Source organism: Actinocorallia sp. A-T 12471, from assembly GCF_033875155.1.
Taxonomy (GTDB): Bacteria; Actinomycetota; Actinomycetes; order Streptosporangiales; family Streptosporangiaceae; genus Actinocorallia.
In genome coordinates this window covers 503,581-528,368 of sequence record NZ_JAWZTE010000005.1, presented here as the reverse complement: position 1 = coordinate 528,368, position 24,788 = coordinate 503,581, and the positions used below count along the sequence as shown (strand labels likewise).

At 72.3% G+C, this 24,788-nt stretch carries 21 protein-coding genes; 9 read left to right on the top strand and 12 right to left on the bottom strand.

The features are described from left to right. Together R9X44_RS17970 and R9X44_RS17965 are read right to left on the bottom strand one after the other, a co-directional pair. Complete coding sequence (locus R9X44_RS17970; RefSeq protein WP_319815338.1) at positions 1-1,524, bottom strand: FAD-dependent monooxygenase; 1,524 nt, start codon at positions 1,522-1,524, stop codon at positions 1-3. Beyond that, positions 1,521-2,735, bottom strand: a complete 1,215-nt coding sequence (locus R9X44_RS17965; protein ID WP_319815337.1) for an amidohydrolase family protein — start codon at positions 2,733-2,735, stop codon at positions 1,521-1,523. The genes R9X44_RS17970 and R9X44_RS17965 overlap by 4 nt, the downstream gene beginning before the upstream one ends. Positions 2,736-2,852: 117 nt before the next feature. Between R9X44_RS17965 and R9X44_RS17960 the strand changes: the two genes are divergently transcribed. Continuing rightward, positions 2,853-3,608, top strand: coding sequence for an SDR family oxidoreductase (locus R9X44_RS17960; protein WP_319815336.1), 756 nt, complete (start codon positions 2,853-2,855; stop codon positions 3,606-3,608). A 57-nt stretch (positions 3,609-3,665) separates the two neighbouring features. Here the strand turns inward: R9X44_RS17960 and R9X44_RS17955 are convergent, their stop codons facing one another. The 4 genes from R9X44_RS17955 to R9X44_RS17940 all read right to left on the bottom strand — a co-directional run bounded on the left by R9X44_RS17955 (position 3,666) and on the right by R9X44_RS17940 (position 8,081). After that, positions 3,666-5,246 carry a carboxylesterase/lipase family protein gene (locus R9X44_RS17955; protein ID WP_319815335.1) on the bottom strand — a complete coding sequence of 527 codons (1,581 nt, stop codon included), beginning with the start codon at positions 5,244-5,246 and terminating at the stop codon, positions 3,666-3,668. Continuing rightward, on the bottom strand, positions 5,243-5,893 hold the full coding sequence (locus R9X44_RS17950; protein WP_319815334.1) for a nuclear transport factor 2 family protein: 651 nt from the start codon (positions 5,891-5,893) through the stop codon (positions 5,243-5,245). The genes R9X44_RS17955 and R9X44_RS17950 overlap by 4 nt, the downstream gene beginning before the upstream one ends. Continuing rightward, positions 5,890-6,804, bottom strand: a complete 915-nt coding sequence (locus R9X44_RS17945; RefSeq protein ID WP_319815333.1) for a VOC family protein — start codon at positions 6,802-6,804, stop codon at positions 5,890-5,892. Before R9X44_RS17945 ends, R9X44_RS17950 begins: the two co-directional genes overlap by 4 nt. A gap of 62 nt (positions 6,805-6,866) precedes the next feature. Then, positions 6,867-8,081, bottom strand: a complete 1,215-nt coding sequence (locus R9X44_RS17940; protein WP_319815332.1) for an acyl-CoA dehydrogenase family protein — start codon at positions 8,079-8,081, stop codon at positions 6,867-6,869. Between the two features lie 196 nt (positions 8,082-8,277). Between R9X44_RS17940 and R9X44_RS17935 the strand changes: the two genes are divergently transcribed. The 3 genes from R9X44_RS17935 (at position 8,278) to R9X44_RS17925 (ending at position 12,388) form a co-directional block, all read left to right on the top strand. Continuing rightward, positions 8,278-9,597 (top strand): PucR family transcriptional regulator, encoded by a 1,320-nt coding sequence (locus R9X44_RS17935; RefSeq protein WP_319815331.1) that lies wholly within the window; start codon positions 8,278-8,280, stop codon positions 9,595-9,597. Between the two features lie 136 nt (positions 9,598-9,733). Next, complete coding sequence (locus R9X44_RS17930; protein ID WP_319815330.1) at positions 9,734-10,657, top strand: fumarylacetoacetate hydrolase family protein; 924 nt, start codon at positions 9,734-9,736, stop codon at positions 10,655-10,657. 120 nt (positions 10,658-10,777) lie between these two features. Continuing rightward, on the top strand, positions 10,778-12,388 hold the full coding sequence (locus R9X44_RS17925; RefSeq protein ID WP_319815329.1) for a carboxylesterase/lipase family protein: 1,611 nt from the start codon (positions 10,778-10,780) through the stop codon (positions 12,386-12,388). A gap of 54 nt (positions 12,389-12,442) precedes the next feature. Here R9X44_RS17925 and R9X44_RS17920 read toward each other — a convergent pair whose 3' ends face one another. Both R9X44_RS17920 and R9X44_RS17915 read right to left on the bottom strand, forming a co-directional pair. Then, on the bottom strand, positions 12,443-13,183 hold the full coding sequence (locus tag R9X44_RS17920; RefSeq protein ID WP_319815328.1) for an IclR family transcriptional regulator: 741 nt from the start codon (positions 13,181-13,183) through the stop codon (positions 12,443-12,445). A gap of 180 nt (positions 13,184-13,363) precedes the next feature. After that, positions 13,364-13,603, bottom strand: a complete 240-nt coding sequence (locus tag R9X44_RS17915; RefSeq protein ID WP_319815327.1) for a hypothetical protein — start codon at positions 13,601-13,603, stop codon at positions 13,364-13,366. Between the two features lie 495 nt (positions 13,604-14,098). Here R9X44_RS17915 and R9X44_RS17910 point away from each other — a divergent pair, with 495 nt between their 5' ends. Then, positions 14,099-14,998: a hypothetical protein gene (locus R9X44_RS17910; RefSeq protein WP_319815326.1), complete on the top strand. Its 900-nt coding sequence runs from the start codon at positions 14,099-14,101 to the stop codon at positions 14,996-14,998. Positions 14,999-15,002: 4 nt separating this feature from the next. Here the strand turns inward: R9X44_RS17910 and R9X44_RS17905 are convergent, their stop codons facing one another. From R9X44_RS17905 to R9X44_RS17890, 4 genes are all read right to left on the bottom strand, one after another. Next, on the bottom strand, positions 15,003-15,920 hold the full coding sequence (locus tag R9X44_RS17905; RefSeq protein WP_319815325.1) for a patatin-like phospholipase family protein: 918 nt from the start codon (positions 15,918-15,920) through the stop codon (positions 15,003-15,005). Positions 15,921-15,946: 26 nt separating this feature from the next. Continuing rightward, positions 15,947-16,369 carry a MarR family winged helix-turn-helix transcriptional regulator gene (locus R9X44_RS17900; protein WP_319815355.1) on the bottom strand — a complete coding sequence of 141 codons (423 nt, stop codon included), beginning with the start codon at positions 16,367-16,369 and terminating at the stop codon, positions 15,947-15,949. Between the two features lie 125 nt (positions 16,370-16,494). Next, on the bottom strand, positions 16,495-19,116 hold the full coding sequence (locus R9X44_RS17895; RefSeq protein WP_319815324.1) for an FtsX-like permease family protein: 2,622 nt from the start codon (positions 19,114-19,116) through the stop codon (positions 16,495-16,497). A gap of 263 nt (positions 19,117-19,379) precedes the next feature. Next, positions 19,380-20,750, bottom strand: coding sequence for a hypothetical protein (locus R9X44_RS17890; protein WP_319815323.1), 1,371 nt, complete (start codon positions 20,748-20,750; stop codon positions 19,380-19,382). A gap of 186 nt (positions 20,751-20,936) precedes the next feature. Here R9X44_RS17890 and R9X44_RS17885 point away from each other — a divergent pair, with 186 nt between their 5' ends. The 4 genes from R9X44_RS17885 (at position 20,937) to R9X44_RS17870 (ending at position 24,761) form a co-directional block, all read left to right on the top strand. Further along, entirely contained in the window at positions 20,937-21,734 is a 798-nt protein-coding gene (locus R9X44_RS17885) for a universal stress protein (RefSeq protein WP_319815322.1), read from the top strand. Between the two features lie 161 nt (positions 21,735-21,895). Then, positions 21,896-22,321 carry an OsmC family protein gene (locus R9X44_RS17880; RefSeq protein WP_319815321.1) on the top strand — a complete coding sequence of 142 codons (426 nt, stop codon included), beginning with the start codon at positions 21,896-21,898 and terminating at the stop codon, positions 22,319-22,321. Between the two features lie 80 nt (positions 22,322-22,401). Then, positions 22,402-23,493: a winged helix DNA-binding domain-containing protein gene (locus tag R9X44_RS17875; RefSeq protein ID WP_319815320.1), complete on the top strand. Its 1,092-nt coding sequence runs from the start codon at positions 22,402-22,404 to the stop codon at positions 23,491-23,493. A gap of 92 nt (positions 23,494-23,585) precedes the next feature. Further along, a complete protein-coding gene (locus R9X44_RS17870; protein ID WP_319815319.1) occupies positions 23,586-24,761 on the top strand; it encodes a cytochrome P450 in 1,176 nt (391 codons plus the stop codon). The last annotated feature ends 27 nt before the right edge of the window (positions 24,762-24,788 follow it).

Sequence of the window (24,788 nt, the reverse complement as noted above, 5' to 3'; positions counted from 1 at the left end):
CTAGCTCACGGAGATGAGGTGGGTGCGGCCCGCCACCAGTCCGGCGGCGAGGTCGGCGGAGAACTCGGCGGGGGCGCGGACCGAGGTCAGCAGCCCGGTTTCGTGGACGAGCCGTTCGGCGACGTCGAGGCGGCGCAGCACGCCCGCGCGGGTGGCGGGCCCGTCGAGCTCGACGCCCACGGCGGCCTCGGCGCAGGCGGCGACGAACGCGTCGGCGCGCGCGTCGCGGGGATCGTCGAGGTCGCACGTGCGGTGGGCCAGCGCGACCCCCGCACGGCCCGCCTCGCGGCTGGGCAGCGACAGTTCCCCGTGCTTGAGCGGCTGGGCGAAGACCCAGGACTGGAGCGCCTGTTCGCCGGAGTCGGGCGGCGTGGTGCCCGCGTACTGGCTCAGCGCGGCCTCGGCAAGCTTGGGTTCGCGCGCGCGGAACTCGCTCAGCGCGACATTCCCGGCGCGGGTGAGGAAGGAGGCGAGCAGCCGTTCGGCGGGCATGCCGAGCCGCCGCGTGTACGCCTCCCACCACAGCTGACTGCGGTCGGCGAGCTCCTGGAGCCGCTCCACGGACGGCTGCCTCACCCGCTGGTAGACGGCGAACGCCTCGGCGGTGTCGGCGTGCCCGGCCAGGGACTCGGCGAGGACGATCGCGTCCTCCATCGCCAGCTTCGTCCCGGAACCTACCGAGTAGTGGGCGGTGTGGGCCGCGTCGCCGAGCAGGACCACCGGCCCGGACGACCAGCTCGCGCAGCGGACCGTGCGGAACCTTGTCCAGCGGCTGTTGTTGCCCAGCAGCCTGGCCCCGCCGAGGTGCTCGGCGAACGCCTCCTGGAGGTAGTCGAGCGCGACCTCGTCGGACCGGCCGGGCGCGAGCCCTTCGGAGGTGTGCTCGAACCCCGCGGCACGCCAGGTGGCCTCGTCGGTCTCGACAAGGAAGGTGCTGCGGTCGCCTCGGTAGGGGTAGGCGTGCACGGTGAACACGCCGTGCTCGGTGCGCACCGGCGCGAACAGGGCATCGGGCAGGGCGTGGTCGGTGCCGCACCAGATGTAGCGCTGGCGGCCGGTGACCACCCGCACGCCGAAGTCTTCGGCGCACGACGTGCGGGTGGGGCTGTTGACGCCGTCGGCGGCGATGACGACGTCGGCGTCGAGCGCCCAGGAATCCACCCGGCCGCCCACGGTGACGCGTACGCCCGCCGCCTCGGCCTGCCGGTACAGGATCTGGAGCAGCGTCGCGCGGGCGATCGCCATGGTGTCGTTGCCCGGCATGCGCACGGACCCCGAGTCGGCGTACATGCGCATGCCGTGGCCGCGGTGGGCGGCGCGGTCGATCGCCGCGAACGTCTCGGGGTCGCCCCGGCCGAGGCTGTGCTGTGCGCTGACGCTGAGGCCGACGCCGAACCCGAAGGTCTCCAGCGCCGGGTGCTCCTCGTACAGGTCGACAGTCCAGGACGGCTCGGCGAGCTTGAGCAGCCGTGCGGCGAAGGCCCCGCCGGGGCCTCCTCCGACGACCGCAATCCGGCGGGTCATGCGGTTTCCTTAGGGGTTCGTTCCAGGAGCTCACCGCGCCGCCACACCGCGCGGATGGACAGCGAGTCGGTTATGTCGGTGGTGGGGTCGCCGTCGATGAGGACGAGGTCGGCCTGGAGCCCCGGCGCGATCCGGCCCCGGTCATCGAGCCGCCACGCCGACGCCGCCCGCGACGTCGCCGCGGCCAGCGCCTCGATCGGGCTCAGCCCGCACTCGACGAGCTGGGCGAGCTCCTGGTGCAGGCTCGCGCCGTGCGCGGTGCCAAGGACGCCGACGTCGGCCGCGTCGGTGCCCGCGAGGATCGGCACCCCGGCCTCGTGCAGCGCGGCGGTGGCCCGCTGGGCGTTGGCCAGGGAGCTCGGGCTGCCGAACTGCCAGCACTGGCAGAGGTTGCCGCGCCAGTCTTCCGGGATGTAGCGGCGGGCCCGCTCATCCTCGGCGACTGCCGCGCCGGTGAGGTCGCCGGCCATCGACCCCATGGTCACCAGGGTCGGGATGACGAAGATCCCCGCCTCCTTGATGACCGCGATGACCTCGGGGGTCGGCGGCTGGTCCATGAACACGTGCGCGAGGCCGTCGGCCCCGGCCTGGACGGCCTCGACGGCGTTCGCGGCGCTCGTGGCGTGCGCGACGGCCATCAGCCCGTGCCGGTGTGCCTCGGCCACGACCGCCTTGGCCATCGCGCCGGTGAGGGTCGGGGACGGGTGGCCGCCCGCCGTGCCGTCGTCGATGAGCAGCTTGATGAAGTCCGCGCCTTCGGCGATCCGGTCTCTGACGAACTGGGCGGCGTCCTCCTCCCCGGTCACCACGGGGAACTGCTCGCGGAAGGACAGCCCGATCAGCATCGATGGGTGGCCGCCGAGCACTGTCGCGCCGGTGGAGGCCGAGCGGATGTCGGCGAGGTCGTTGTGCTTGGCGGCCCGCTCGCGCTGGGTACCGAGCCGTTCGGGGGTGGTGAACATGTCGATCTCGGTGGTGACGCCGAAGAGCATCGCCAGGGCGAGGGCGTCGCCGGTCGGGTGCGCGTGGCAGTCGATGAGCCCTGGGATCAGGGTGGCCCCGGCTCCGTCGACGACCTCGCGGCCGGTGACGTCGGCGGCGGCGGCGACGCCGGTGATGGTCTCGCCGTCCACGAGCACGGTGGCCCGCTCGATCACCGCGTCGCCGTCGAAGACGCGGACGCCGGTGACCGCGAAGGATCTGCTCGACATGACCCACCTCACATTGTTGTCAGCACTGACGAGAGTTTGACACACTTGCCGAGAAGTGCCAAGTGGCACACCGATGCCGTTTCGCAGTGATGCGGCAGTCAGCGGGAGGAAGCGCGGATGAGTGCGAAGCGATCGGCGATCGTCACTGGCGGTTCGGCGGGGATCGGCCTGGCCGTCGCCCGGATGCTCGCGGGGGAGGGATGGGCGCTGACCCTCGTCGGCCGTGCGCCGGAACGGCTCGCGGCGGCCGCCGCGCAGCTCGGCGACGCCGTCGAGGTGCGGACGGTCAGCGCGAACCTCGCCGATCCGGAGGCGGCGGCCGGCCTCGGCGCGGATCACGTCGCGCACTTCGGCGGCGTCGATCTGCTGGTCAACAACGCGGGTGTGGGGCTCATCGGCCCGATCGCCACGAAAACGCCGAAACAGCTCGATCTTGAGCTGAATCTCAACTTCAAGTCGGCCTATCTGCTGCTCCAGGCGTGTGTGCCCGCGCTGATCGAGAGTGCGGCCGAGCGCGGGGCGTCGTACGTGGTGAACGTGAGCTCGCTCGCCGCGCGGGAGAACCCGCCCAACGGGTCGACGTACGCGTCGATGAAGGCGGCGCTGGTGTCGCTGAGCAATGTCGCGCACGCGGAACTGAGCAGGCACGGCGTACACGTGACGGCCCTGCTGCCCGGCCTCGTCGACACCCCCGGCACGGCCTGGGCCGGGGAGGGCCTGCGCGACACCATGATGACCGCCGACGACGTCGCCGAAGCCGTCCGGTTCCTGCTGCGCACGTCGGCGCGCTGCTACGTCCCCGAGATCATGCTGACCACGGCGGGCCCCGGCGTCTGGCACTCCCCCGTCGACTGGGACGCCGTCGCCACCTGAAGCGGCGCGCCGAAGCAGAACCGCCCCGGCCTCCCCGAAGGAGGCCGGGGCAATCGGCTACTCGTAGAACCCGTCCCAGAAGTCGCAGTGGTGCGTCGCCGAGAACGTGCTCGTCACCGCGGGCTCGGGGGCCGTCAGCGAGAGGACGGCGTCAGCTTCCGCGTCGTACACGGGCCAGTAAGGCGCGTCGCCCCCTTCCCCGTTCGGGTCGCCGTACCTGGCGAAGTTCGTCCAGTACCGCACCATGTGCCCGGCCAGCACCCGCTGCGGCCCGGACAGCTCATGACGGGTCCCGCCGCCCCCCGCGAACCCGGGGAACAGGAACTGCACCTCCTGGACATGCGCGGACCCGTAGGAGAACGACACCGACGGCCACGCCACCGGCGAGTCCGGCACGTCGAACTCGTACGCGTACACCCGGGGCACGAACCGCCGGACCGTCCGCGTCGTGCGCCGCCCGCCCGCGGTGATCACGCCGCAGTCGCCGACGGCCGCGGCCGCCGCCCGCGCGGCGTTCTCGAACTTCTCCAACGGGTAGCGCTCAAGGATCTCCGGAACCGCCTCCGGGGGCACGGTGGTGCCGAGGAGCTGGCTCGCCGAGGCGACCTCGAAGAGCGGCCCGATCAGGTGCGGGTAGGCCGCGTCCTCGATGAGCATGCCGGTGTTGAGCTCGACCATCGCCTGGAACCAGGTGAACTCGTCCTTGTTCGTCCCGTTGATGAACGGGACCTGGTGGAAGCGTCCGCTGCGGAAGAGCTCGCCGATCGGGGCGGGCAGCACCTCGCCGTCCACGACGGGCCCGAGGTGGAAGCGGCCCACGCCGAACTCGCCGTCGGGCATCCGGTTGGCGGCGAGGAGTTCCTTGGTCGTCAGCGCGCGCAGGTTCTCCGGCGTCTGGTCCGTGCATCCGGCCGCCGTGGCGAGCGCGACGCCGACCTCGGCGACGCTCTCCACGGTCGCCATCGGCATGACCGCCGCGACGCTGCAACTCTGCGAGATCGCCTTGTGGAACAACCCCTCGGCGGCCGGAGACGCCATCTGCGCGAGCACGCTCGCGGCCCCCGCCGACTCTCCGAAGATCGTGACGTTGTCCGGGTCGCCGCCGAACGCCGCGATGTTGCGGCGCACCCACTGCAGCGCGTACGTCTGGTCCATCAGCCCGTAGTTGCCGTTGGCGTGGCCCTCGGCGTTGATCGCCGGGTGGGAGAAGAACCCGAAGACGTTGACCCGGTAGTTGAAGGTGACGAGGACGACGTTCCCGTCCCGCACTATCGCCGACGGGTCGTAGTCGCCGCCTCCGCCGAGGAAGAAGCCGCCGCCCGGGATCCACACCATGACCGGCAAAGGCTCCCCGGCGTCTTCCGGCGCGTAGACGTTGAGGTACAGGCAGTCCTCGGTCTCGCTGTGGTGGCCGAACCCGGGGAAGCACGAGGTGTCCTGGGCGCAGACCGGCCCGTACTCGACGGCGTCGCGCGGCTCGGTCCAGCGCTCCGGAGGCTGCGGGGGCCGCCACCTGAGGTCGCCGACGGGCGGGGCGGCGTAGGGGATGCCGACGAAGCGCCGGATCTCGCCGTCGGTCGTGCCGCGCAGCGGGCCTTCGGCGAGGTGCACCACTTCGGTGGGTGTGCGGTCGGTCATGAGTCGCCTTCCGGCTCGGAGGGGTGGACGGCCGCGGCGAGCCATGCGGCGTTCGCGGCGTAGAGCGCGTCGACGGTCTCGGGCCGGTCGACGCCGGGGAGGTCGTCGCGGACGGCGTCGGTTCCGCGCGTCTCCTCGACCCAGTAGGAAAGGGCCGAGTACGACGGGCGGTAGCGCGCGAGCCTTTCGGGGTTGAGGCCGACGGGCTGGTCGGGGTCGTTGGGGGTGAGCTGGTCGAACTCGTAGACGCACCTGAGCTCGCTGATCCGCCAGCGGCCGGCGCGCCGCTCAAGCCGTTCCACGACCCTGCCGTAGGCGGTCAGCGTGATCGGGACGCCGCCGAGGACGGCCTGGCCGGTGATGACGGCGGCGGCGTCGGCGGTCGCCCGGTCGCCGTTCACGTCGATGAGGACGGGCCCGAGCACGTGCGCGCCGCGTCCGCCCGCCTCGAAGCTCGCCCGCGACAGCCTGACGAACTCGGGCCCGGACGTCCTGATCCAGGAGATGTCGACCACGGAGTCCGGGTGGAACTGCTCGGCCATGACGTCCCACCGGGCGGTGTCGCGTGCCCCGCGTTCGGTGAGCACGACCCGCTCGATCGCGTGATACGTCGCGAAGTCCGCGTTCACGGTGAAATCGGCGCTCACGAGGAGTGCGCCCCGGTCATCAGCGCGGCGAGGTCCTCCGGCGCGAGGAACGACGGGGGCGGCGGCGGACCCCAGTTGTACAGGCTCTGCGCGCCCTCCCACTCGCTCGGCGTCCACAGGGCGTCGTCCACGATGCAGTCGATGTCGGAGTAGTACTCGGCGAAGTTGCCGGCCGGGTCCTTGAGGTACCAGAAGAAGTTCGACCCGACGTGGTGGCGGCCGAGGCCCCACACGTGCCGTGACGGGTCCTTCTCCAGCATCGCCGTCGCGCCGCGGCCGATCTCGTCGATGTCCTCGACCTGCCATGAGCTGTGGTGCAGGAAGTTCAGCGGCGCCTGCTGGACGAGCACGTTGTGGTGGTCGGGCGAGCAGCGCATGAACGCCGCGACCGACGGGATCACGTCGCTGATCTTGAAGCCGAGTCCGTCGGTGAAGAACCGCTGGGTGGCGGCCTGGTCGGTGGAGCCGATCACCACATGTCCGAGCTTGCGCGGTTTGACGGGTTCATCGCGCATGATGCCGGGGGCGCGGCCGGCGCGGTCGACGCGTCCGGGACCGTTGTAGGGGGTCGCCGCCGACTCCTGCCGGATGCGCGGCCGTACCGCCACCGTCGCGCGGAACCCGGCGACGGGCTCCTCGGTGACGAGCGCGGCGCCGTCGCGGCGGTGGCCGAGGTCGAGCCCGTCGAGCTGGGAGGCGATGCGGTCGAGGTCGTCGGGGTCGTCCACGCCGATCTCCAGGGCGAGGAGCTTGCGCACCGGCGCGGAGACCAGGCGGAGCTGGCGGCCGCCGTCCTCGGTGCTGAAGCTGCCGTCGCCGTGCGGGGTCAGGCCGAACTCCGCGTAGTACGCGGCGGTCTCCTCGACGTTGGGGACGCCGATGGTGATCGAGCTGAGCTGGTGCAGTGCCATGGGGTGTGTGCCTTCCTTGCCGCCCGGCCCTTTGGGGCCGCGCGTGAACGGGGTGGGCGGGGTCAGATCAGCGCGGTGATCTGCTCGGGGACGCCGAGGACGGCCCGGCCGTACAGCTCGAAGCCGATCGACGGGTTCACCACGGCGTGCCGTCCGCCCGTCTCCAGGTCCCGCCAGACGCGCTGGAGCGGGTTGGCTTCGGCGAAGCTGCCCGCGCCGTGCACGTTGAGCAGGAGGTCGACGGCCTCGCGGCAGCTCTCGGCGACCGTGGCGACGTCGGCGCGGACCCTGGCGCGGGTGCGGAAGTCCAGATACTCGCCCTTGGCCGCGGCACCGTCGATGTCCCCGGCGGCCCGCAGCATGTGCAGCTCGGCGGTGTCGATGAGCTGGGCCGCCCTGGCGATCTGGAGCTGGGTGGTCGGCGCGAGCGTCGACTTCTCGTAGAACGTGTAGCTGATGCCCCTGCCCTTGGCCAACGACGCCTCGACGAGTTCGAGCGCCTGCTTGGCCAGGCCGATCTGGGGGCCGATCAGCACCAGCGCGAGCACCGGGACCAGCGCCGACCGGTACAGCGCCTCGTCGGTGTGCTCGGTGGCGTAGTCGCCGCCGACGGCGCGCGTCACCGACATGATCCGGTGCTCGGGCACGAACACCCCGTCGGCGACGAGGGTGTTGCTGCCGGTCCCGCGCATCCCGGCGACCCGCCAGGTGTCCTCGATCGTCAGGTCGCTCATCGGGATCAGCGCGATGCCCTGGTCGATCGGCTCGCCGTCGGCGTTGGTGATCGGGATGCCGACGCCCGCCCACTGCGCGTGCAGGCAGCCGGAGGCGAACCCCCACTTACCGGTGACGACCTGGCCGCCCTCGGCGTACGCGGTGACCGCCGACGGGGCCAGCACGCCGCACACCCTGGCGTCCGGGTCCTCGCCCCACACGTCCCGCTGGGCGCGGTCGGACATCAGGCTCGTCATCCACGCGCAGACGTTCATCAGGGTGCTGGCCCACGCGGTGGAGCCGTCGCCGCGGCCGAGCTCGACGCTCACCCGCAGCGACGTCGTCACGTCCTGCTGGAGGCCGCCGAGGCGTTCGGGGACCGAGATCCGGTACAGGTCGGCGGCCGCGATCGCGGCGATGCTCTCCTCGGCCACCCGCCGGTTCTCCTCGGTGGCCGCGGCGTTCGCGCGCAGCAGCGGCACGAGCTCCGCGGCCCTGGCCACGAGCTCGTCGCCGGTCGGCCTCGCCCCTGTCCCGTGCGGTGCGTCGGCGGTCGTCGTCATGTGCGTCTCCTGCGGGTCTGGATCGTGCCTGGTGGCGGGCCCGTCGGACGGGCCGGCCAGGGTCCTACGATGAGTCGCGGCCCCGCCCTCCCGCTTGTGCTGGGAGTCCACAAAGTCGTCGTGCCTTTGGACTACGCTGTGACGGCCGTCACGCGGAAGCGCGACCATCCCCCGACCCACCCCACCCGGAGGAGCCATGGTGACCTCGGCAGACCCGTCCGGCGCGACGGGCCGCTGGGTGCTGGAACTGACCGGCTCGGGCGACCACTCCCCCGCGTGTCGGCCGCCCCTGATCGCGCACGCGACGCAAACGCTCGGCCCCGACGCCCTCAGCTGGGCGGTCGACCTCGGCCACGAGATGGCCACGGTGATCATCAGCGAGATGCCCGCGTTCGCCGGGGGCGAGGAGGCGTTCCAGACCCTGCGCATGGGCACGGAGGCGTCGGTGATCTCCGGGATGCTGACCGTCGTCACCGGCGACCCGGCCGCCGTGCGGGCCCCACAGGAGGCGCTCGACGGCGACCGCGACTTCGCGCGCCGCGGCATCCCCCTCGATCTTGTCCTGCGCGGCATCCGGATCGGCCACGCGATGACGTCGGAGGCCCTGATCGACGCCGCCACCCGGCTCCTGCCCGAGCCGGAGCGCACCGCCGAGATCCGGCGGACGTCGGCGCTGCTGTTCGAGTACGTCGACGGGTTCTCCTCGAGCATGGCCACCGAGTACCTGAGCGAGCACGACAGGTGGGTCACCAGCGCCGCCGCCGAACGCGCCGAGCTGGTGCGGCAGATCATCGACGGCCGGCCCGTCCCGGTCCCGAAGGCGTCGGCGACGCTCGGCTACCCGCTTGAGCGGCACCATCTCGCGTTCGTGCTGTGGCACGAGCCGGGCACCAGCGCCGCGCCGAGCGACCTCCAGCGGACCGCGACCCGGCTGCTCGCGGGCAGCGGATGCAGCGCCACGCTCGTCGTCCCCTACGGCGCGGCCTCGGTGTGGGTGTGGGCGGCGTGGCGGTCGCGTCCGGCGCACCCGCCAAGGCTCGTGCTGCCCGACGAGCCGGGCACGCAGGTCGCGGTCGGCACGCTCGGCACGGGCGTCGCCGGGTTCCGGCAGTCGCACCGCGAGGCCGACCAGACCGCCGAGCTTGTGCGCTCCTCGGCCACCGGCACGCCGCGCGGCTCGCGCGCCACCTGGTACGCCGACGTGGAGATCGCGGTGATGCTCGGCCAGAACCTCGACCTCGCCCGCGCGTTCGTCGCCCGCGAGCTCGGGCCGCTGGCCGCCGACACCAGCGCGGCCGCCGAGCTGCGCGACACCCTCGACGCCTACCTGTCGTCCGAGCGCAGCCTCGCCACCGCCGCCGAGATCCTGCACATCGCGCGCAACACGGTCGCCTACCGGATCAAGAAGATCGAGAGCCGGACCGGACGCGACCTCAGGCACCGCAGGCTCGAGCTCGAATCGGCGCTGCGCCTCGCCCGCGTGCTCGGCCCGGGGGTGCTCACCAAGGAGGGCTGACGGGGGCGTCGGATCGGTTGGACGCCGGGTCAAGAGGCGGCCCACACGTTGGTCTGGGAGTCCAAGAGGGGGGCCGCGTCGGCGTGTTTGACTCGTCGCCGCGAACCGCGCCCTTACCCGGATGGAGCCCCGAACCATGCGCTGGACCAGCTACCTGAGCCCACGTGACCACGCCGAGCATGCCGCCCTGCTCGTCGACGGGGAGCTGCGCGCGCTCGACCGGACGCTGCTCGACCTGCTGCGCGACGCCGACCCGCTCGAGGCTTGGGCGGAACGGGCGACGGCCGCGCCGTGGGAGCGGCTGGCGGCCGACGGCGTCGCCTTGCTCGCGCCGATCCCGACGCCGCCGTCGGTGCGCGACTTCATGGCGTTCGAGGACCACGTCGTCACGTCCTACGCGGCGATGGGCATTCCGGTCAGCCCGGTCTGGTACGAGCAGCCGGTGTTCTACTTCACGAACCCCGCCGCGATCCTCGGGCCCCAGCAGGATGTCCCGATGGCTCCGGGTACGTCGCGGTATGACTATGAGCTTGAGGTCGCGGCCGTCATCGGGAAGGCGGGCGCTGACCTGCGTCCGGACGAGGCCGAGGGGCACATCGCCGGATATGTCATCTTCTGTGACTGGAGCGCGCGTGACCTCCAAGGCCACGAGATGAAGGCCGGGCTCGGGCCCGCCAAAGGCAAGGACACCGCCACCAGCCTCGGGCCCTGGCTCGTCACCCCCGACGAGCTCGCACCGTTCCGCAAGGGCAACGGCTACGACCTGCGCATGAGCACGTCGGTGAACGGGCGCGAGTACAGCGTCGGGAACTGGGCCGACCTTTACTGGTCGTTCGCCGAGATGGTCGCGTACGCGTCGCGGGGGACCGTGCTGCGACCCGGCGACGTGCTCGGCAGCGGCACCGTCGGCACCGGATGCGTCCTGGAGCTGGGACTTACGCACGGCGAGCGGGCCTACCCGTGGCTGCGTCCCGGCGACGAGGTGCGCGTCGAGATCGACGGGCTCGGCGCGATCGAGGCCCGCATCGTCGAGGGCACGGCACCGATTCCGCTGCGCTGAGCGGGCCGGAGCGCCCAATCAGTGGGCGGTCGTCTGGGCGGCGCGCGGGCGCGTCCCTAACGTCGGGGCCACCGGGCCGCCCGCACGGCGGGCGGCCGACCCACCCCACAGGAGCAGAACATGCGCAAGATCCTGCGCGCGAGACGCGCGCTCCTCACCGCCGCCGCCGTCGTCGCGGCAGCCGTGGCGCTGCCCGCCGCCCCCGCCTCGGCGCTGCCCGGCTCGATCGTCCCGACCCAGGCCGGGCTCGTGCAGGGCACGTCGCCCGACGCCAAGGGCGTCCGCGCCTACAAGGGCATCCCCTACGCCGCCGCGCCCGTCGGGAACCTGCGGTGGAAGGCCCCGCAGGCCCCGAGCCCGTGGCTCGGCGTGCGCCAGGCGACCTCGTTCGGCAACGCCTGCTACGGCGTGCCGCAGCCGTCGCCGGTGGCGATGAGCGAGGACTGTCTGACCGTCAACGTGTGGGCGCCGAGCGGGGTCCTGCCGAAGGCGGTCCTCGTGTGGCCGTCCGGCGCGGGCTTCCAGACCGGGTCGTCCGCCCAGTCGGTCTTCGACGGGGCCGCGCTGGCCGCCGAGGGCGTCGTCGTGGTGACGTTCAACTACCGGCTCGGCGTCTTCGGCTTCCTCGCCAGGCAGGACCTCGACCAGGAGTCCGGCTCGTCGGGCGCGTGGGGCCTGCGCGACCAGATCGCCGCGCTGAGCTGGGTGAAGACCAACATCGGCGCGTTCGGCGGCAACCCGAACAAGGTGACCCTGTTCGGCGCGTCGGCCGGGGCCCACTCGGTCGGCATGCTGATGGCGTCGCCGCGCACGAACGGGCTGTTCTCCAAGGCCATCGCCGAAAGCGGCGCGTACTGGGACAGCGCGCACGGCTCCCTGCCGACGCACGCCCAGGCCGTCAGCCGGGGGCAGGCGCTGTCCGCGCAGCTGAACGCGCCGAACCTCGCGGCGCTGCGCGCCATCCCCGCCGACACGCTCAACCTGGCGACCATGTGGAACCCGATGACCGACCCGCTGCTCACCGCGTTCGCGCCGAGCATCGACGGTTACGTCCTGACCAAGGCCCCCGCCCAGGTCTTCAAGGACGGCGACCAGCGCAAGATCCCGCTGCTCGCCGGGTACAACGGCGCGGAGAACTTCCCGCTGTTCGACCTCCAGGTCCTGCCGCACGGCACCCCCGCGGAGTTCTACGCCGCCGCCGAGGAGCTGTTCGGCGCGGACCGGATGGCCGAGTTCCAGCAGCTCTACCCCGCAGCGGACAACGCGCAGGCCGCCGAGTCCGCGTTCGCGCTGCTCGCCGACATGACGATCTCGCAGCAGACCTGGGAGATGCTCGACAACCACCAGCGCACCACGAGCGCCGCCGCGTACGGCTACAAGTTCACGTACACCTCGCCCTACTCGCCGGTCGCCGCGCACGTCGCGGAGATCCCGTTCGTCTTCGGCAACCTCGACGAGCCGCAGTACTTCTCGCCCTTCTCCCCGCCCGCGACGGCGGCGGACCGCTCGTTCTCGGCGAAGGTGCGCGACTACTGGGTGAACTTCGCCGAGACCGGGAACCCCAACGGCTCCGGCCTGCCGTCCTGGCCGCAGTACACGGGTCCGGGCTCGTCACTGCTTGAGCTGAAGTCCGCCCCCTCGACCATCGCCGACCCCGACGCCGCCCGCTTCCAGTTCCTGTCCTCCTTCCGCACCGACGGCCGCTTCCCGGCCTCGTGGGCGAACAGCTGATCTGAACCAGGAAGGCCGGTCCGTACGCGGGCCGGCCTTCCTGGTGTTCCGGGCTCAGTCGCCGGGTGCGTCGAGGCGTGCGGAGACGGCCTTCGCGCAGGTGCGGACCGCATTGACGTGCGCGGACACGAACTCGGCGCTCGGCGTGACCAGCGAGATCGAGGCGACGACGTCGCCGTCGGCGCCCCGGATCGGGGCCGCGGCGGTGCTGCGCGGCCAGGGACTGCTGCGCTCGCCGACGATGTAGCCGCTGCGCCTGATCTCGGCGAGGGCGCGGCGCAGGTCGACCGCGCTGCGCAGGCCGTCGCCGCTCTGGCCTGGCCGGAACCCGGCGAGCACCTCGTGCTGCACCTCGGCGGGCGCGTGCGCGAGCAGCACCATCCCGACGCCCGTCGTCGGCAGCGCGGTGCGGCCGCCGACGTTGTGCCACACCGGGTCGGCCTTCGGGCCCGACAGGCGCTCCACGAGGAACGTCTCGCGGCCATCGCGGACCGCGAGCAGCACATGCTGGCGGGTCGCGCCGAGCAGACCCAGCATGACGGGCATCGCGGCGGCGCGCAGTCCGTGCGCGCGCGGCGCGAGCGACGCTATCTCCAGCAGCCCGAGACCCACGACGAAGCGGCCGTCTTCCAGCCGTTCCAGCGCGCCGGTCTCCCTGAGCTTGTGCGCGAGCCGCAACGCGGTGCTGCGCGGCAGCCCGCTCCGTCGCGCGAGGGACGCCAGGGACTGCGCGGGGTGGTCGGCGTCGAACGCGCGGAGCAGCAGGAACGCCTTGTCGATGACCGCCTCCCCCACTGGAGGCTTGCCTCCGCGAGAGACGGGTCCGGACTGACTCGCCGGATCACTTCTGAGCAACGCGACCTCCGGGGGGTGAGGATCACCACGTTGCCGATGAGTAAAGCCCGCCTCACCACGCCCGGCCATGGACCGGGCGGGCAACATCGCCGCGCACTTGTGGACTCCCGCGCCAAACCGTCACCTGCCCGGGCGGCGGACGAGGAGGTAGGCGAGGAGGACGGCCATGGTCGCCGTGCCCGTCCACATGGAGAGCTGCCAGCCGGTGACGAAGGCTTCCTGGGCGGCCCGGACGACTGCTTCGTTGTGCGGGTCGGCGAGGGCGTTGGCGACGCCCGCGCGGGCGGTGGTGGCGGCGTCGTCGGGGACTCCGGCGAGGCGGAAGTCGATGGCGCCGCGGTAGCCCGCGGCGAGGACCACGCCGAGCAGAGCGACGCCCAGGGCAGTGCCGAACTCGCGGGTGACTCGCCAGCGTCGCGGGCGCGGTCCAGCCGAGCTCGGGGCCCTCGTGCAGGAAGAAGACGAGCCCGACCACCGCGACGACGGACGTCAGCGCGCCGACGCCGTCGAACCCGTGCCCGGACGTCTCGCGCGAGTCGGGCACCGACCGCACGGTCAGCCCGACCGCGACGGCCACCAGCACCACCGGCAGCACGAACAGCCACCGCCAGTCCGCGACATCGACCAGCACCGCCAACAGGCACATGCCGAGCAACCCCCCACCCCAGCGAACCGACCTAAGGCACTGCAAAAGCCAGCTTGTGGTGACGGGCTCGTTGAGTTGATCGATGCGGCGGCTTCGGTGCCGCCGTCGATGCGGTGGGGCGTGGGGGCGGGGAAGACGAGTAGGGGGTACTCAGGTGGTTGGGGGCGGTGGGGGGGAGGGTGGGGTGGACCTCGGGTGGAAGGTGTGTGATGACGGCGGCGGGATCGTTGGTGTGGAAGGCGCAGGCGGGTGACCAGGCGATCTATCAGAGTGGGGCGTTCGCGTGGAAGCCGTGGAGCAATCCGCGGCAGATCCCGAACGTCGGCTCGAGCGGCGGCATCGCGGCGACGCGGACGCCGGACCAGAGCATTACGGTCATCGCCCATCAGGGGGCGAACAGCGACCGGAAGATCTGGCTCCAGAAGCTCGACCGGGAGACGCCGCTTCCCCAGTACGTCCTGCCGTTCGAGACGGTCGACAGGCCGGCGATCGCGTATCTCGGGGACCGGCTGTGCATAGCCTTTCGCGGGGTTTCCGATCAGTTCATCCGCTTCGCGATGGAGGACGGGCACGGCGGCTGGACCGCCGCACAGGTAGCCGGACTCGGCGTCGCGAGCTCGACGCACGGGCCGGCGATGGCCGTCCACAACGGCCGTGTTTTCCTCGCCTGGAAGGGCTCGGACAGCAACCAGCGGCTCTACTCGTCCTCCTATGATGGCGCGTGGACGCAGCCCGTGGAGCTCGCGGGCTGGTCGACGCACGGGCCGGCGCTCGCCTCGAACCGTGGCACGCTGCACCTCGCGTACAAAGGCCGCAACACCGACACCGAGCTGTACCACTCGGCGAGCCACGACGGCCTCGGCTGGACCGCGCACAAGACGGCGGGCGGCTCCACGACGTGCGGCCCGTCCCTCGGCACGACGACCGACCGCGGCGTCGTCATGGCGTGGAAGGGCTCGCCCGGCGACAACCGCATCTTCTGGAGCCGTGACTTCGGCCCCCAGGCCCCGGCCCACCCCTACGCGCTGACCACGGACACCCCCGCGATCACCGGCTACGACAACCCCATGGTCCCGGTCGACTTCGGCACCGCGCTCGAGGGGTACTGAGCCGTCAGGGCAGGGGGGCCGTCGGGTGCGGGGCGAGGAAGGGTTCGAGGGTGGGCCAGGCTTCCTCGACGGCCTGACGACCGGCGGCGATGAGGCGGGGGACGTCGCGCGGGGACCAGCGGGACGCGCCGCGCGTGTCGGGGTGGAGGAGGTGGACGGCCGCCGCGTCGGCCGCGTCGGGGTCGCCGAAGGCGAGGGTGCGGGCGCGCTCGGCGAGCCGGACCGTCATGCGGCGGGCGTCGCCGCCGTCCAGGCTGACGGCAAGGACGCGGTCCGCGCCGAGCCCGCGCGCGGCGGCCACCGGCAGGTTCGCGGCGACGCCGCCGTCGACGAGCAGGCGTTCGCCGAGCGGCACCGGCGGGAACAGCCCTGGCACCGCGCTCGACGCGCGCAGCGCGGTCGCCAGGGGTCCGCTGTCGAGCACGACGGGGGTGCGGGTGCGCAGGTCGAACGCGACGGCGCCGAACGGGATCGGCAGGTCCTCGATGCCGATCCTGCCGACCGCCCTGTCGACGCTGCGTTCCAGCGCGCCGCTGTCGAGCAGGCCCCAGCGGCCCCGCGACGTCCACTCGGCGAAGTCCGCGAACTTCGCGCCCTCGACCGCTGACGCGAGCCTCGCGACGCCGAAGTCCGCCGCGTACGCGCCGCCGATGATGGCTCCGGCGCTGGTCCCGGCGACGACGTCGAACCGCACGCCGGCCTCCTCGAGTGCCTGAAGCACCCCGACGTGCGCCGCCCCGAGCGCGGCCCCGCCGCCCAGCGCGAGCCCCAGCCGCACCGGCCCGGGACGCGCGCGGCGGCCGCCCCCGTCGATCGCGCCCTCCGGCTCGCCCGCGCGCGCCCGCCCGACGCCTGACGGCTCCGCGACGCCCCGCCCCACGCCCGGCTCGGCAAGGGCACGGTTCGGCTGGGTGCAGGGCAAGCCGACCGACCTCCGGGTGCGCGGCGTCACGCGGGCCTCGGCTGCTGCATCGTCACCTGGTCGGCGAACGCGCTCACCTGGCCGAGCGCGTCGACGAGCGCGCGCCGCGCCGGCGCGTCCATGCTCTCCAGGACGTGCGCGATCCGCTCGCGCAGCCCGCCGCGCAGCCGTTCAACGGTCTGCACCCCGCGCTCGGTCAGCGACACCCACACCACCCGCCGATCCTTCCCCCGCGCCCGCGCCAACAGATCGGCCTTGACGAGCCTGTCCACCAGCGCCGTCGTGGACGGCCCCGACATCGCGAGCTCCCTGGCGAGCTCCCCCGCCGTCATCCGCCCCTTCTCCGCCTGACCGACGAGCAGCGCGCACAACATCTGACTGGGCGTCAGCCCCGCCCCAGCCCCCTCGAACAACCCCGGCAACCGCAACCGCCCGGCGAGCAACGGCACAATCCCAACAACCTCATCCACAACCCCGGAATCATCACTCACCCTTGAATTCTACCCATCACTTCACCCCCATGAACTACTCACCCCCATGAACCACTGACCCGTCTCGCACCGAGGACCGGTGCCTACTCGCGGCGAAGGAGGGAGATGTCCGCGCGTCTGCCGAAGGCGGGGAGCGACGCCAGGGCCGTGATGAGGACGGCGATCCCGCCCACGGAAAGGGTGGTCAGTGTGCCCTGCCAGCGCATCAGGTGCTGGTCTCCGCCGCCCGCGAGGTAGGCGTAGCCCGCCAGTTGGCCGGCGGTGGTGGCGAGAAGGAGACCAAAGGTCAAGGGGAGCAGGAGTTGGAGGAGTTGGGAGGCACGGAGTGTGCGGGCCGGCGTGCCGACGAGGATCAGGGCGGCGGCGTCACGACGGCGTTCGACGGCCCGGTCAGCCGAGGCAATGAGGAAGGCGCACAGGCCAACAAGACCACCCGCTCCCAACCCCGCGTACAACAGCACACCGATGAGTTCAGCGCGGCTCTGCGCCTCAAGGTCCGCGCCGACGAGCTCGACCTCGGTCCCGGGCAGCAGCACTGACAACTCCGACATGACCCGCTGCACGACCGAGCTTTCGGGGACGGACGTCAGGTAGATCTCGGCGTCGTCGGGGAGGGCGCGGCCGTCCAGGGCGGAGGGCGGCAGCAGGATCGTCGCGCCGTTCATCATGCTGGCTTCGGCGGCCGTCAGGCGCAGGGTGCTTCCGGGAGCCTCGACCGTCAGGGAGCCCGACCCCAGCGGGACGGTGAGGCGCTCGCCCGGCGCGGGCGTCGCCTGGGCCCATCCCCAGTCGACGTCGGGCGTCGTCCAGTCGAGCCGGTGGGCGGTGCCGTCGACGCAGCCGTCCGGCGGGGACGCGGAGAAGGCGGCGAGGTCGGCGCAGGTGCCGACAAGAACGATGGTCCCCAGGTGGGCGACGTCCCAGGTCTCGGGGACCTCGGGGTCCGGTTCCGCGTCGGTGGTGGGCGGCACCCACAGCTGCAGCGCCGATCCGGTGACCCCGTTCATGCTCCGCAGGGACTCCCGGACGGAACCTGGCACGCCGGCGGCGGGTATCCGGTATTCGCGATGGTCCCCCACGGGTGAGGCGGTCGCCTGGACGAGCGCGATCACATGCTGGGCGATGCCCGTCGCGTACACGGCGACGACCAGCCCGGCGACCACCCGCAGGGCGTTGCCCGGTTCGTGACGCAGTCGCCGGGTCGCGAGCAGGCTGGGGAGGCCGCCGCCCAGCCGGTGCAGGAGGTCGACCCCGTACACGGCGATCAGGGGGATCGCGGCAACCAGGCCCACGCCGGTCAGGAGTATCCCGGTGACGAGCAGGAGGTCGGCGGCCTGCCCCGTCAGCGTCCGGCCGAGCCCGCCGACGAGTGCGAAACCGGCGAGAACGCCGACGCCGAGGACAAGGGGCGCGACGGTCCACCGCTTCGGCGTCCGAGCCGACTCCTGCCGCCTGACGCCGAGCGGATCGCGCAGGGCCCGGTGGGTCCCCGCGAAGTTGACGGCCACCGCCAGCAGCGGCACGACGACCACGCAGACCGCCACGGTCAGCGGCGAAGGATGGAAGTCCTCAGCAAACCATCGCACCCCGGGCAGCCCGCTGCGGGCCAGCGCCTGGTCGGCGGCGACGAACAGCCCGACGCCGACGAGCGCGCCCGGCACCGCATAAGCGACCGACTCCACCGCCGACACCCTCCGCACCTGCCGCGCGCTCATCCCGAGCAGACGCAACGCGGCGAGTTTCCTTGCCCGCGTCGCAGCCGACAGCCGGGCGCACACCCACAGGAACACCGCAGTCGGGACGAGCACCAGCAGAGCCACCGCCGACGACACCAGCCGCACCTCCGCAGGATCGATGCCCGCCCCGGCCACACCGGGAAGCCCGAACCCGGTGAATGGCTCGGCGTCAGCATCGTCCTTATGCCGCGCCACCCCCTCATAGGCGATCAGCTCATCGGGCGAGGCAAGCCCCGCATCTCGGACGATCCCGGCAGGCGTCCCAGAGAACGTCGCACGGAGCACAGGGTCGACCGCGTACGCGTCCGCCAACCGGGGAGACAGAAAAAGCTCACCCGGCCGCGGAAGCCTTCCCAACCCCGGCGGAGCCGGCCCGTCCTGCCCCGCGGCGACGATCGTCATCCGCGTGAGCGCCCCGCCCCGCCACGAACCGAGCTCCCCCGCGATCGTCGGCAGCCCACCCGCCACCCCCGCGCCCTCAACGGTGACGGGCACCCGCCGCTCCTCACGAACCTGCTCCGCACTCAGCAACCCCGGCACACTCAACATCCCAGCAAGGCAGGCAACACCCAACGCGGTCCCAAGCGACATCAGGGTGAGCCGCAGCCACCCCGCCCGGCCTCCGCTCGCCGGACCTTGAGCAAGCGCCACGTTCTCCAGGAGGGTGAGTTCCGGAACCAGCTCCCCGAACTGGAGCACGAACCCGAAATGCGCCCTGCGCACCGCGCTGCGCCGCTCGTCCGACGCCCGCGCCAGATCCTCGCCCCGGAACAGCACGGCACCGTCCTCCGGCACCACAACCCCGGCCAGACAGTAGAGCAACGACGACTTCCCCGACCCGCTCGGCCCCCGCACCGCGACGACCTCCCCGCCCCCGACCGCCACCCCCACATCCCGCGACACCGGCTCCACCCCATACCCGTGCCGCAACCCCTCGGCGGCCAACACCGCCCCGTCCCCTGCGAACACCTGTGTCCCGGTCCTTTCGGTGTTGGTGGCTTCGCTCTGCCGGAGATCCAGGCCCCGACTGTCTCTTCTGTCTCCTTTCGGGGGGTTAGGGGGTGAGGAGTGTGTATTGGGTGGCGGTGGCGCAGGCGCCCGGGGAGTTGGGGGCGGCCATGACGGGCGAGGCTACGGCGGCTAGCGCGGGCATGGGCGATCCTTTCCAGGGGGCGGGCCCGCCCGGACGCCGCACGGCCTCCTGATGGGTCCCCAATAAAAGGGGACGGACGCTAGTGCAGGCGGACCTGCCAGCCGTTCAGCGCGCTCGGGATGAGATGGACCGGGCTGAACAGATCCCGGGTGACCCCGTCGGTGAACCCGACGAAGCCGTGGGACATGCCGATCGCCTCGTTGCCCCAGTACCACGGGCCGCCGCTGTCACCGTCGACGAGGCGTTTGTTGTTCACCGCGACCAGGTAGTGCACGACGCCGACGACAAGTCCCTTGCCGAACACGACGCCGCACGACGCCCCGGACACCCGTCCGAACTTGCAGACGTTCTTGCCCGCGTAGATCCCCGCGCTCGCCGCCGCGGTGTTCACGTACCGCTTGCTGTTCCAGTCGTAATAGAACGTGTCGGTCGCGGTGAAGAAGCCCGGCCCGTAACGGGCGAAGTCGCCGTAATGCCCGAGATGGCGGAGTTTGAAGTTGACGAGCGTCTTGTTGCCGCCGTCCACGGAGTGCCCCTCGTACATGCGCTGGCAGCTCTGGGCGTCGGCCGTGCAGTTGGCCTTCGCGCAGTGCCCCGCCGTGCTGGGGCTGTGCGTCCCGTTCTTGGTGATGTTGAAGCCCATGGTGCACCCACCGCTGCCGCTCGGCTCCCTGGCGTAGCCGCCCCCGCGCGCGTAGGAGTCGGTGAGCGTGTGGCCGAGCTTGCCCTGGGTGATGACGAACCTGACCCCGGGCACCTGCGGCTTCCGCGGCGCGTACGCCGCCTGAAGCTCGGCCTGCGTGAGCGCCTTCGGGGGTTCCACGACGATGTCGATCACGCCGGTCTCGACATCGGGCGAGACGAGCTTCGGAAGGCCCACGGGAAGGGCCGCTGCCGCGCGTTCCACCTCCGACTGCAACTCCTCCTCGGAGTAGCCCTTCCCGCCGACGAGTTCGACCGCGGCGGGAATCGTCCGGGCGACGTCGACGGCGGCCTTCGGGATCTCGCCCTTGAAGCCGATCCACCCCGTTCTGCCGTCGATGCCCCCGTCCCGGATGGCCACCCCCGCCACCTGGCCGGGCGCGGACTCGCGAATCCTGAGCGTGGCCTCGGTGAACCGGTCCTGCCACCCGTAGCGGTCGATCGCCTCCTTGAGCCCGATGCCGTCGCTCTTCGCCATGCGGGCGAGGTCCGTCAGCTGCGAGAAGGACAGGTCGTCAACGGTGATATCCGGCTCCGACACCTCAGAGTCCGGCTTCACCCCGTCGGCGAGACGCGCGACGGCCTCTTCGAGCGAGATTCCGTCGCGCGCCGCCTTCCTCATGAGCGCCGCGAGCTGCGGCCGGTCCGGTATGGGCTGATCGTCCGCTGACAGGGCGATGGTGACGGGCGCGGGAGGGTCGGCGGTCGCCGCCTGCGGCGCGGCGGCCAGGACGGAGCCCGTCAGCACAAGGGCGATCGTCAGGGCGCGGAGAGACGGGCGGTGGCTCCTGGGGGGATGGTGCACACTAATCCTCTTATCAAGTTGAGAATTCACGTTGATCTTAGAGCTGGGCGATGGGCCTGGGGTCGGGTTTCAGGGGCGGGAGGGCGGCGATGTTGGGAGTAGGAGCGGGGAGGGGAGGGGAGGGGCGACGTGAAGGGGTGGGAGAGCGGCGGGATTGTTGTGGGGTACAGCGGCGATGGGGCAGGGCGGGCAGCGCTCGCGTGGGGGGCGGCCGAGGCCGGACGGAGGGGGTGTCCGCTCGTTCTGTGTGTCGCTTGGCAGTATCCGGTGGAGGGGACGGCGGGGGTGGCGGAGGATGCGGTTCTGGGGGCGGCTGAGGCGGTGGTCAGGGAGGGGGTCAGGCTGGCCGGGGGTGGGCGGGTCGTCACGGTTTGCGAGAAGGAGCGGCCGTCGATCCTGCTGCTGCGGGTCGCGGCCTCCGCTGATCTTCTTGTGCTCGGGGCGTCTCGGAGTGCCGAGAGCGGCATGTTGGGGGCGGGGTCGGTGAGCGCGCGGGTGCTCGCGTCGGCGACGTCCCCTGTTGTCGTGGTGCGCGGCGCGGAGGGGGGTGGGGGCGTTGTCGTCGGGTGGGACGGGTCGCCTTCGGCGACCGCGGCGGTTGCGTGGGCGGCCCAGGAGGCCGCGCTGCGGCGTGCGCCGCTCAGGGTGTTGCAGTTCAGTGAGCGGGGTCGCGGCGAGGCGACGGCTGATGACGTCGGGCGCTTGCTCGGGCGTCAGCTCGAGCAGGTGCGCGATCTTGAGGTTCGGGTCCTTTCCGACGAACCCGTCGCGGGGCTGATCGACGCGTCGCGGTCGGCGGGGCTCGTCGTCGTGGGGGCGCGCGGTCTCGGCATGGTCCGCGCCGCCGCGCTCGGGTCGGTCAGCCAGGCGCTCGTCCTCGCCGCGCACTGCCCGGTCGCGGTCATCCGGTCGGCGCGCGACGCCTGAGCCGGGAAGATCACGCCGGACGCGCCGCGAGGGTCAGTGAAGGGCAAAGCCGGTATGCCGTGATGTGCGGTGAAGCACGAAGTCCTTCCCAAAAGAGGGCGAACGGCACTGTTGGAATGTGTGTTCCGGCCTGACGGTGGAAAGCAGAGGGGGCTACCGTCATGGAAGAGATCACCGTAAGGCACCAGGATCAGGACACCTTCGCGATCCTCATTCGCGACCATCTGCTGTGGGTCGACCAGCCGCACGCCGGAGGGGACGCCGGGCCGACGCCGCTGGAGCTGCTCACCGCGTCGCTCGCGGCGTGCGCCGCGCACTTCGCCCGACGCCATCTGAAGGAGCACGGCATACCGGACGCGGGACTCGAGGTGGGGGGCCGCTTCACCCTCGCCACCGCCGACGCGCAGCGCGTCGCCGCGATCGTCCTCGACGTCAGGCCGCAGTGGGCGCTGTCGCCGACGCAGCGCGAGGAACTGCACGAGGCGCTGGAGAACTGCCCGGTGCTCACCTCGCTGCGCGCCTCGCCGCGGATCTCCGCGACGATCACCTGCCCGGACGGCAAGCCGAGGTCCGCGGCGGTCGCCTGACCCGGCCATCCGGAGATGCGGACGCTTTCCGACCTCTACTGCTGGGAGAGTGGCAGGGTCGTCGTCGTCGGAAGGTTTCCATGACCGTGCTTGACACTCGCGCGCTCAACCGCGCGACCCTCGCCCGTCAGCATCTGCTGGAACGCGCGGCCCTGCCGGTCGGGGCCGCGGTGGCGCATCTGTGCGGGGTGCAGGCGCAGGAGCCGCAGGAGCCGTTCGTCGGGCTGTGGTCGCGGCTTTCTGGGTTCACGCCGGACGCTCTCGACGCCGCGCTGACCGGCCGCGCCGTCGTCCGCACCCATCTGATGCGGCGGACTGTCCACCTCGTCACCGCCGAGGACGCGCTCGGCTGGCGGACCCGTCACGACGCGATGCTCCGCCAACGCGTGCTCGGCGTCTACCGGAGCGAACTCGCCGGGATCGACCTCGCCGAGCTCACGGCGGCGGGCCGCGCCGTCATGGCCGACGGACTGGCCCGCAGCATGACCGAGCTCGTCAAGGAACTCAAGGAGCGCTGGCCGGGCACGCCGCGCCGCGCGCTGGGCGAACTCCTCGTCGCGGCGCTCATCCCGATGGTCCAGCTCCCGCCGCGCGGCCTTTGGCGGACGAAAGCCGGGGTGCGCAACCTGCCGTTGGAGGTCTGGCTGGGACGCGACGTCGCCGCGCTGCCCGCCGACGCCGCCGACCCCGTCGGGCAGCGCATCGTCCGCCGCTACCTCGCCGCGTATGGCCCGGCCTCCACCGCCGACCTTCGCGCGTGGTGCGGCCTCGCGGGCCTGCCCGCGGCGGTGAAGGCGGTCCGGCCCGAACTCGTCAGCTTCCGTGACGAGCGCGGCCGCGAACTCCTCGACCTGCCCGACGCGCCACGCCCCGGCCCCGACGCCCCCGCGCCCGTCCGGTTCCTGCCCGCGTTCGACAACGCGATCCTCGGCTACCAGGACAGAAGCCGCATCATCGACGAGGCGCATCTCAGCCTTTCCGTGACGGGGCAGCGGGTCGTCCTTGTCGACGGGCGCGTCACCGCCACCTGGACGACCAACGACCACCGCCTCACCGTGACGCCCCTCCGCCCCCTCTCCCCCGCCGAGCACGCGGCGGTCATGGCCGAAGCCGAACCCCTCGCCGCCTTCCTCTTCGACGGCGTCGCGGACATCGCGGTCGATCCGTACTAGCCCTGGCCTGGTGATATCGCCCGAAAACAACTCCATACCAGGAGGAACACCCCTAAACTTCGACGTTCTGTAGAACGAAGTGATGGGAAGACATGACCGCCGAGACGGACTTCACCCTTTTCCAGTTCCTGCGCGAGGGGTTCGATCCCGTCCGCGACCTCGCCCGCGCGCGGGCGGAGCAGCCGGTGTACCCGATGCCGATACCGGGCGGCCAGACCGCCTGGCTGCTCACCCGCTACGCCGACGTGCGCGACGTGCTCGCCGACGCCCGCCGGTTCAGCAACGACTTCGCCGGCGTCGTCTCCCTCGGCTCCGACCAGGCCGACCCCGGCGGCCTCGGCTTCTCCGACCCGCCGGAGCACACGCGGCTGCGGCGGCTGCTGACGCCCGAGTTCACCATGCGACGGCTCGCGCGGCTCCGCCCCCGGATCGCGGCGATCGTCGCCGCGCACCTCGACGCGATGGAGGCGGCGGGCCCGCCCGCCGACCTGGTGCGTGACTTCGCGCTGCCGATCCCGTCGCTCGTGGTGTGCGAGCTGCTCGGCGTCCCGGCCGCCGACCACGCCGAGCTGACGCGGGTGAGCGCGGGCCGCTTCGACCTGTCGGCCGGCCCCGAGGCGTCGATCCAGGCGGTCAACGACGCGATGCGCCTGCTCACCGGGCTCGTCGCGCGCGAACGCCAGGCGCCGGGCGACGGGCTCCTCGGCGCGCTGCTGCGCGAGCACGGCGACGAGGTGAGCGACCGGGAACTGGCGAGCCTCGCCGACGGCATCCTCACCGGCGGCCACGACACGAGCACCAGCATGCTCGCGCTCGGCGCGCTCTGGCTGACCGCGCATCCCGACGAGCTCGTGGCGGTCGCCGAGAAGGACGGCTACGCCGAGGAGGTCGTCGACGAGCTCCTGCGCTACCTGACCGTGGTCCAGGTCGCCTTCCCCCGCTTCGCCCGCGAGGACGTCGTCGTCGGCGGCCAGCCGATCGCCAAGGGCGAGATGGTGCTGTGCTCCCTGTCCGCCGCCAACCGCGACCCCGAGCGGGGCGACGACCTCGACCGCGCGGTGCCCGGCCGTCCCTTCTCCCACCTCGCCTTCGGCCACGGCATCCACCGCTGCGTCGGCGCACCCCTGGCCAGGATGGAACTGGAGATCGCCTTCACCGCCCTCGCCCGCCGCTTCCCGACCTTCCGCCCCGCGATCCCCGCCGCGGAGATCTCCTTCCGGCAGATCGCGATCGTCTACGGCCTCGACGCCCTCCCCGTCACCTGGTGACGGGAGCGTCAAGGCTTCCGGGGGTGC

What these genes read in the sequence shown, in the direction of transcription:
- R9X44_RS17970 (WP_319815338.1), bottom strand. Translation starts at nt 1,524, where the DNA reads ATGACCCGCCGGATTGCGGTCGTCGGAGGAGGCCCCGGCGGGGCCTTC.
- R9X44_RS17965 (WP_319815337.1), bottom strand. Translation starts at nt 2,735, where the DNA reads ATGTCGAGCAGATCCTTCGCGGTCACCGGCGTCCGCGTCTTCGACGGC.
- R9X44_RS17960 (WP_319815336.1), top strand. Translation starts at nt 2,853, where the DNA reads ATGAGTGCGAAGCGATCGGCGATCGTCACTGGCGGTTCGGCGGGGATC.
- R9X44_RS17955 (WP_319815335.1), bottom strand. Translation starts at nt 5,246, where the DNA reads ATGACCGACCGCACACCCACCGAAGTGGTGCACCTCGCCGAAGGCCCG.
- R9X44_RS17945 (WP_319815333.1), bottom strand. Translation starts at nt 6,804, where the DNA reads ATGGCACTGCACCAGCTCAGCTCGATCACCATCGGCGTCCCCAACGTC.
- R9X44_RS17940 (WP_319815332.1), bottom strand. Translation starts at nt 8,081, where the DNA reads ATGACGACGACCGCCGACGCACCGCACGGGACAGGGGCGAGGCCGACC.
- R9X44_RS17935 (WP_319815331.1), top strand. Translation starts at nt 8,278, where the DNA reads ATGGTGACCTCGGCAGACCCGTCCGGCGCGACGGGCCGCTGGGTGCTG.
- R9X44_RS17930 (WP_319815330.1), top strand. Translation starts at nt 9,734, where the DNA reads ATGCGCTGGACCAGCTACCTGAGCCCACGTGACCACGCCGAGCATGCC.
- R9X44_RS17925 (WP_319815329.1), top strand. Translation starts at nt 10,778, where the DNA reads ATGCGCAAGATCCTGCGCGCGAGACGCGCGCTCCTCACCGCCGCCGCC.
- R9X44_RS17910 (WP_319815326.1), top strand. Translation starts at nt 14,099, where the DNA reads ATGACGGCGGCGGGATCGTTGGTGTGGAAGGCGCAGGCGGGTGACCAG.
- R9X44_RS17880 (WP_319815321.1), top strand. Translation starts at nt 21,896, where the DNA reads ATGGAAGAGATCACCGTAAGGCACCAGGATCAGGACACCTTCGCGATC.
- R9X44_RS17875 (WP_319815320.1), top strand. Translation starts at nt 22,402, where the DNA reads ATGACCGTGCTTGACACTCGCGCGCTCAACCGCGCGACCCTCGCCCGT.
- R9X44_RS17870 (WP_319815319.1), top strand. Translation starts at nt 23,586, where the DNA reads ATGACCGCCGAGACGGACTTCACCCTTTTCCAGTTCCTGCGCGAGGGG.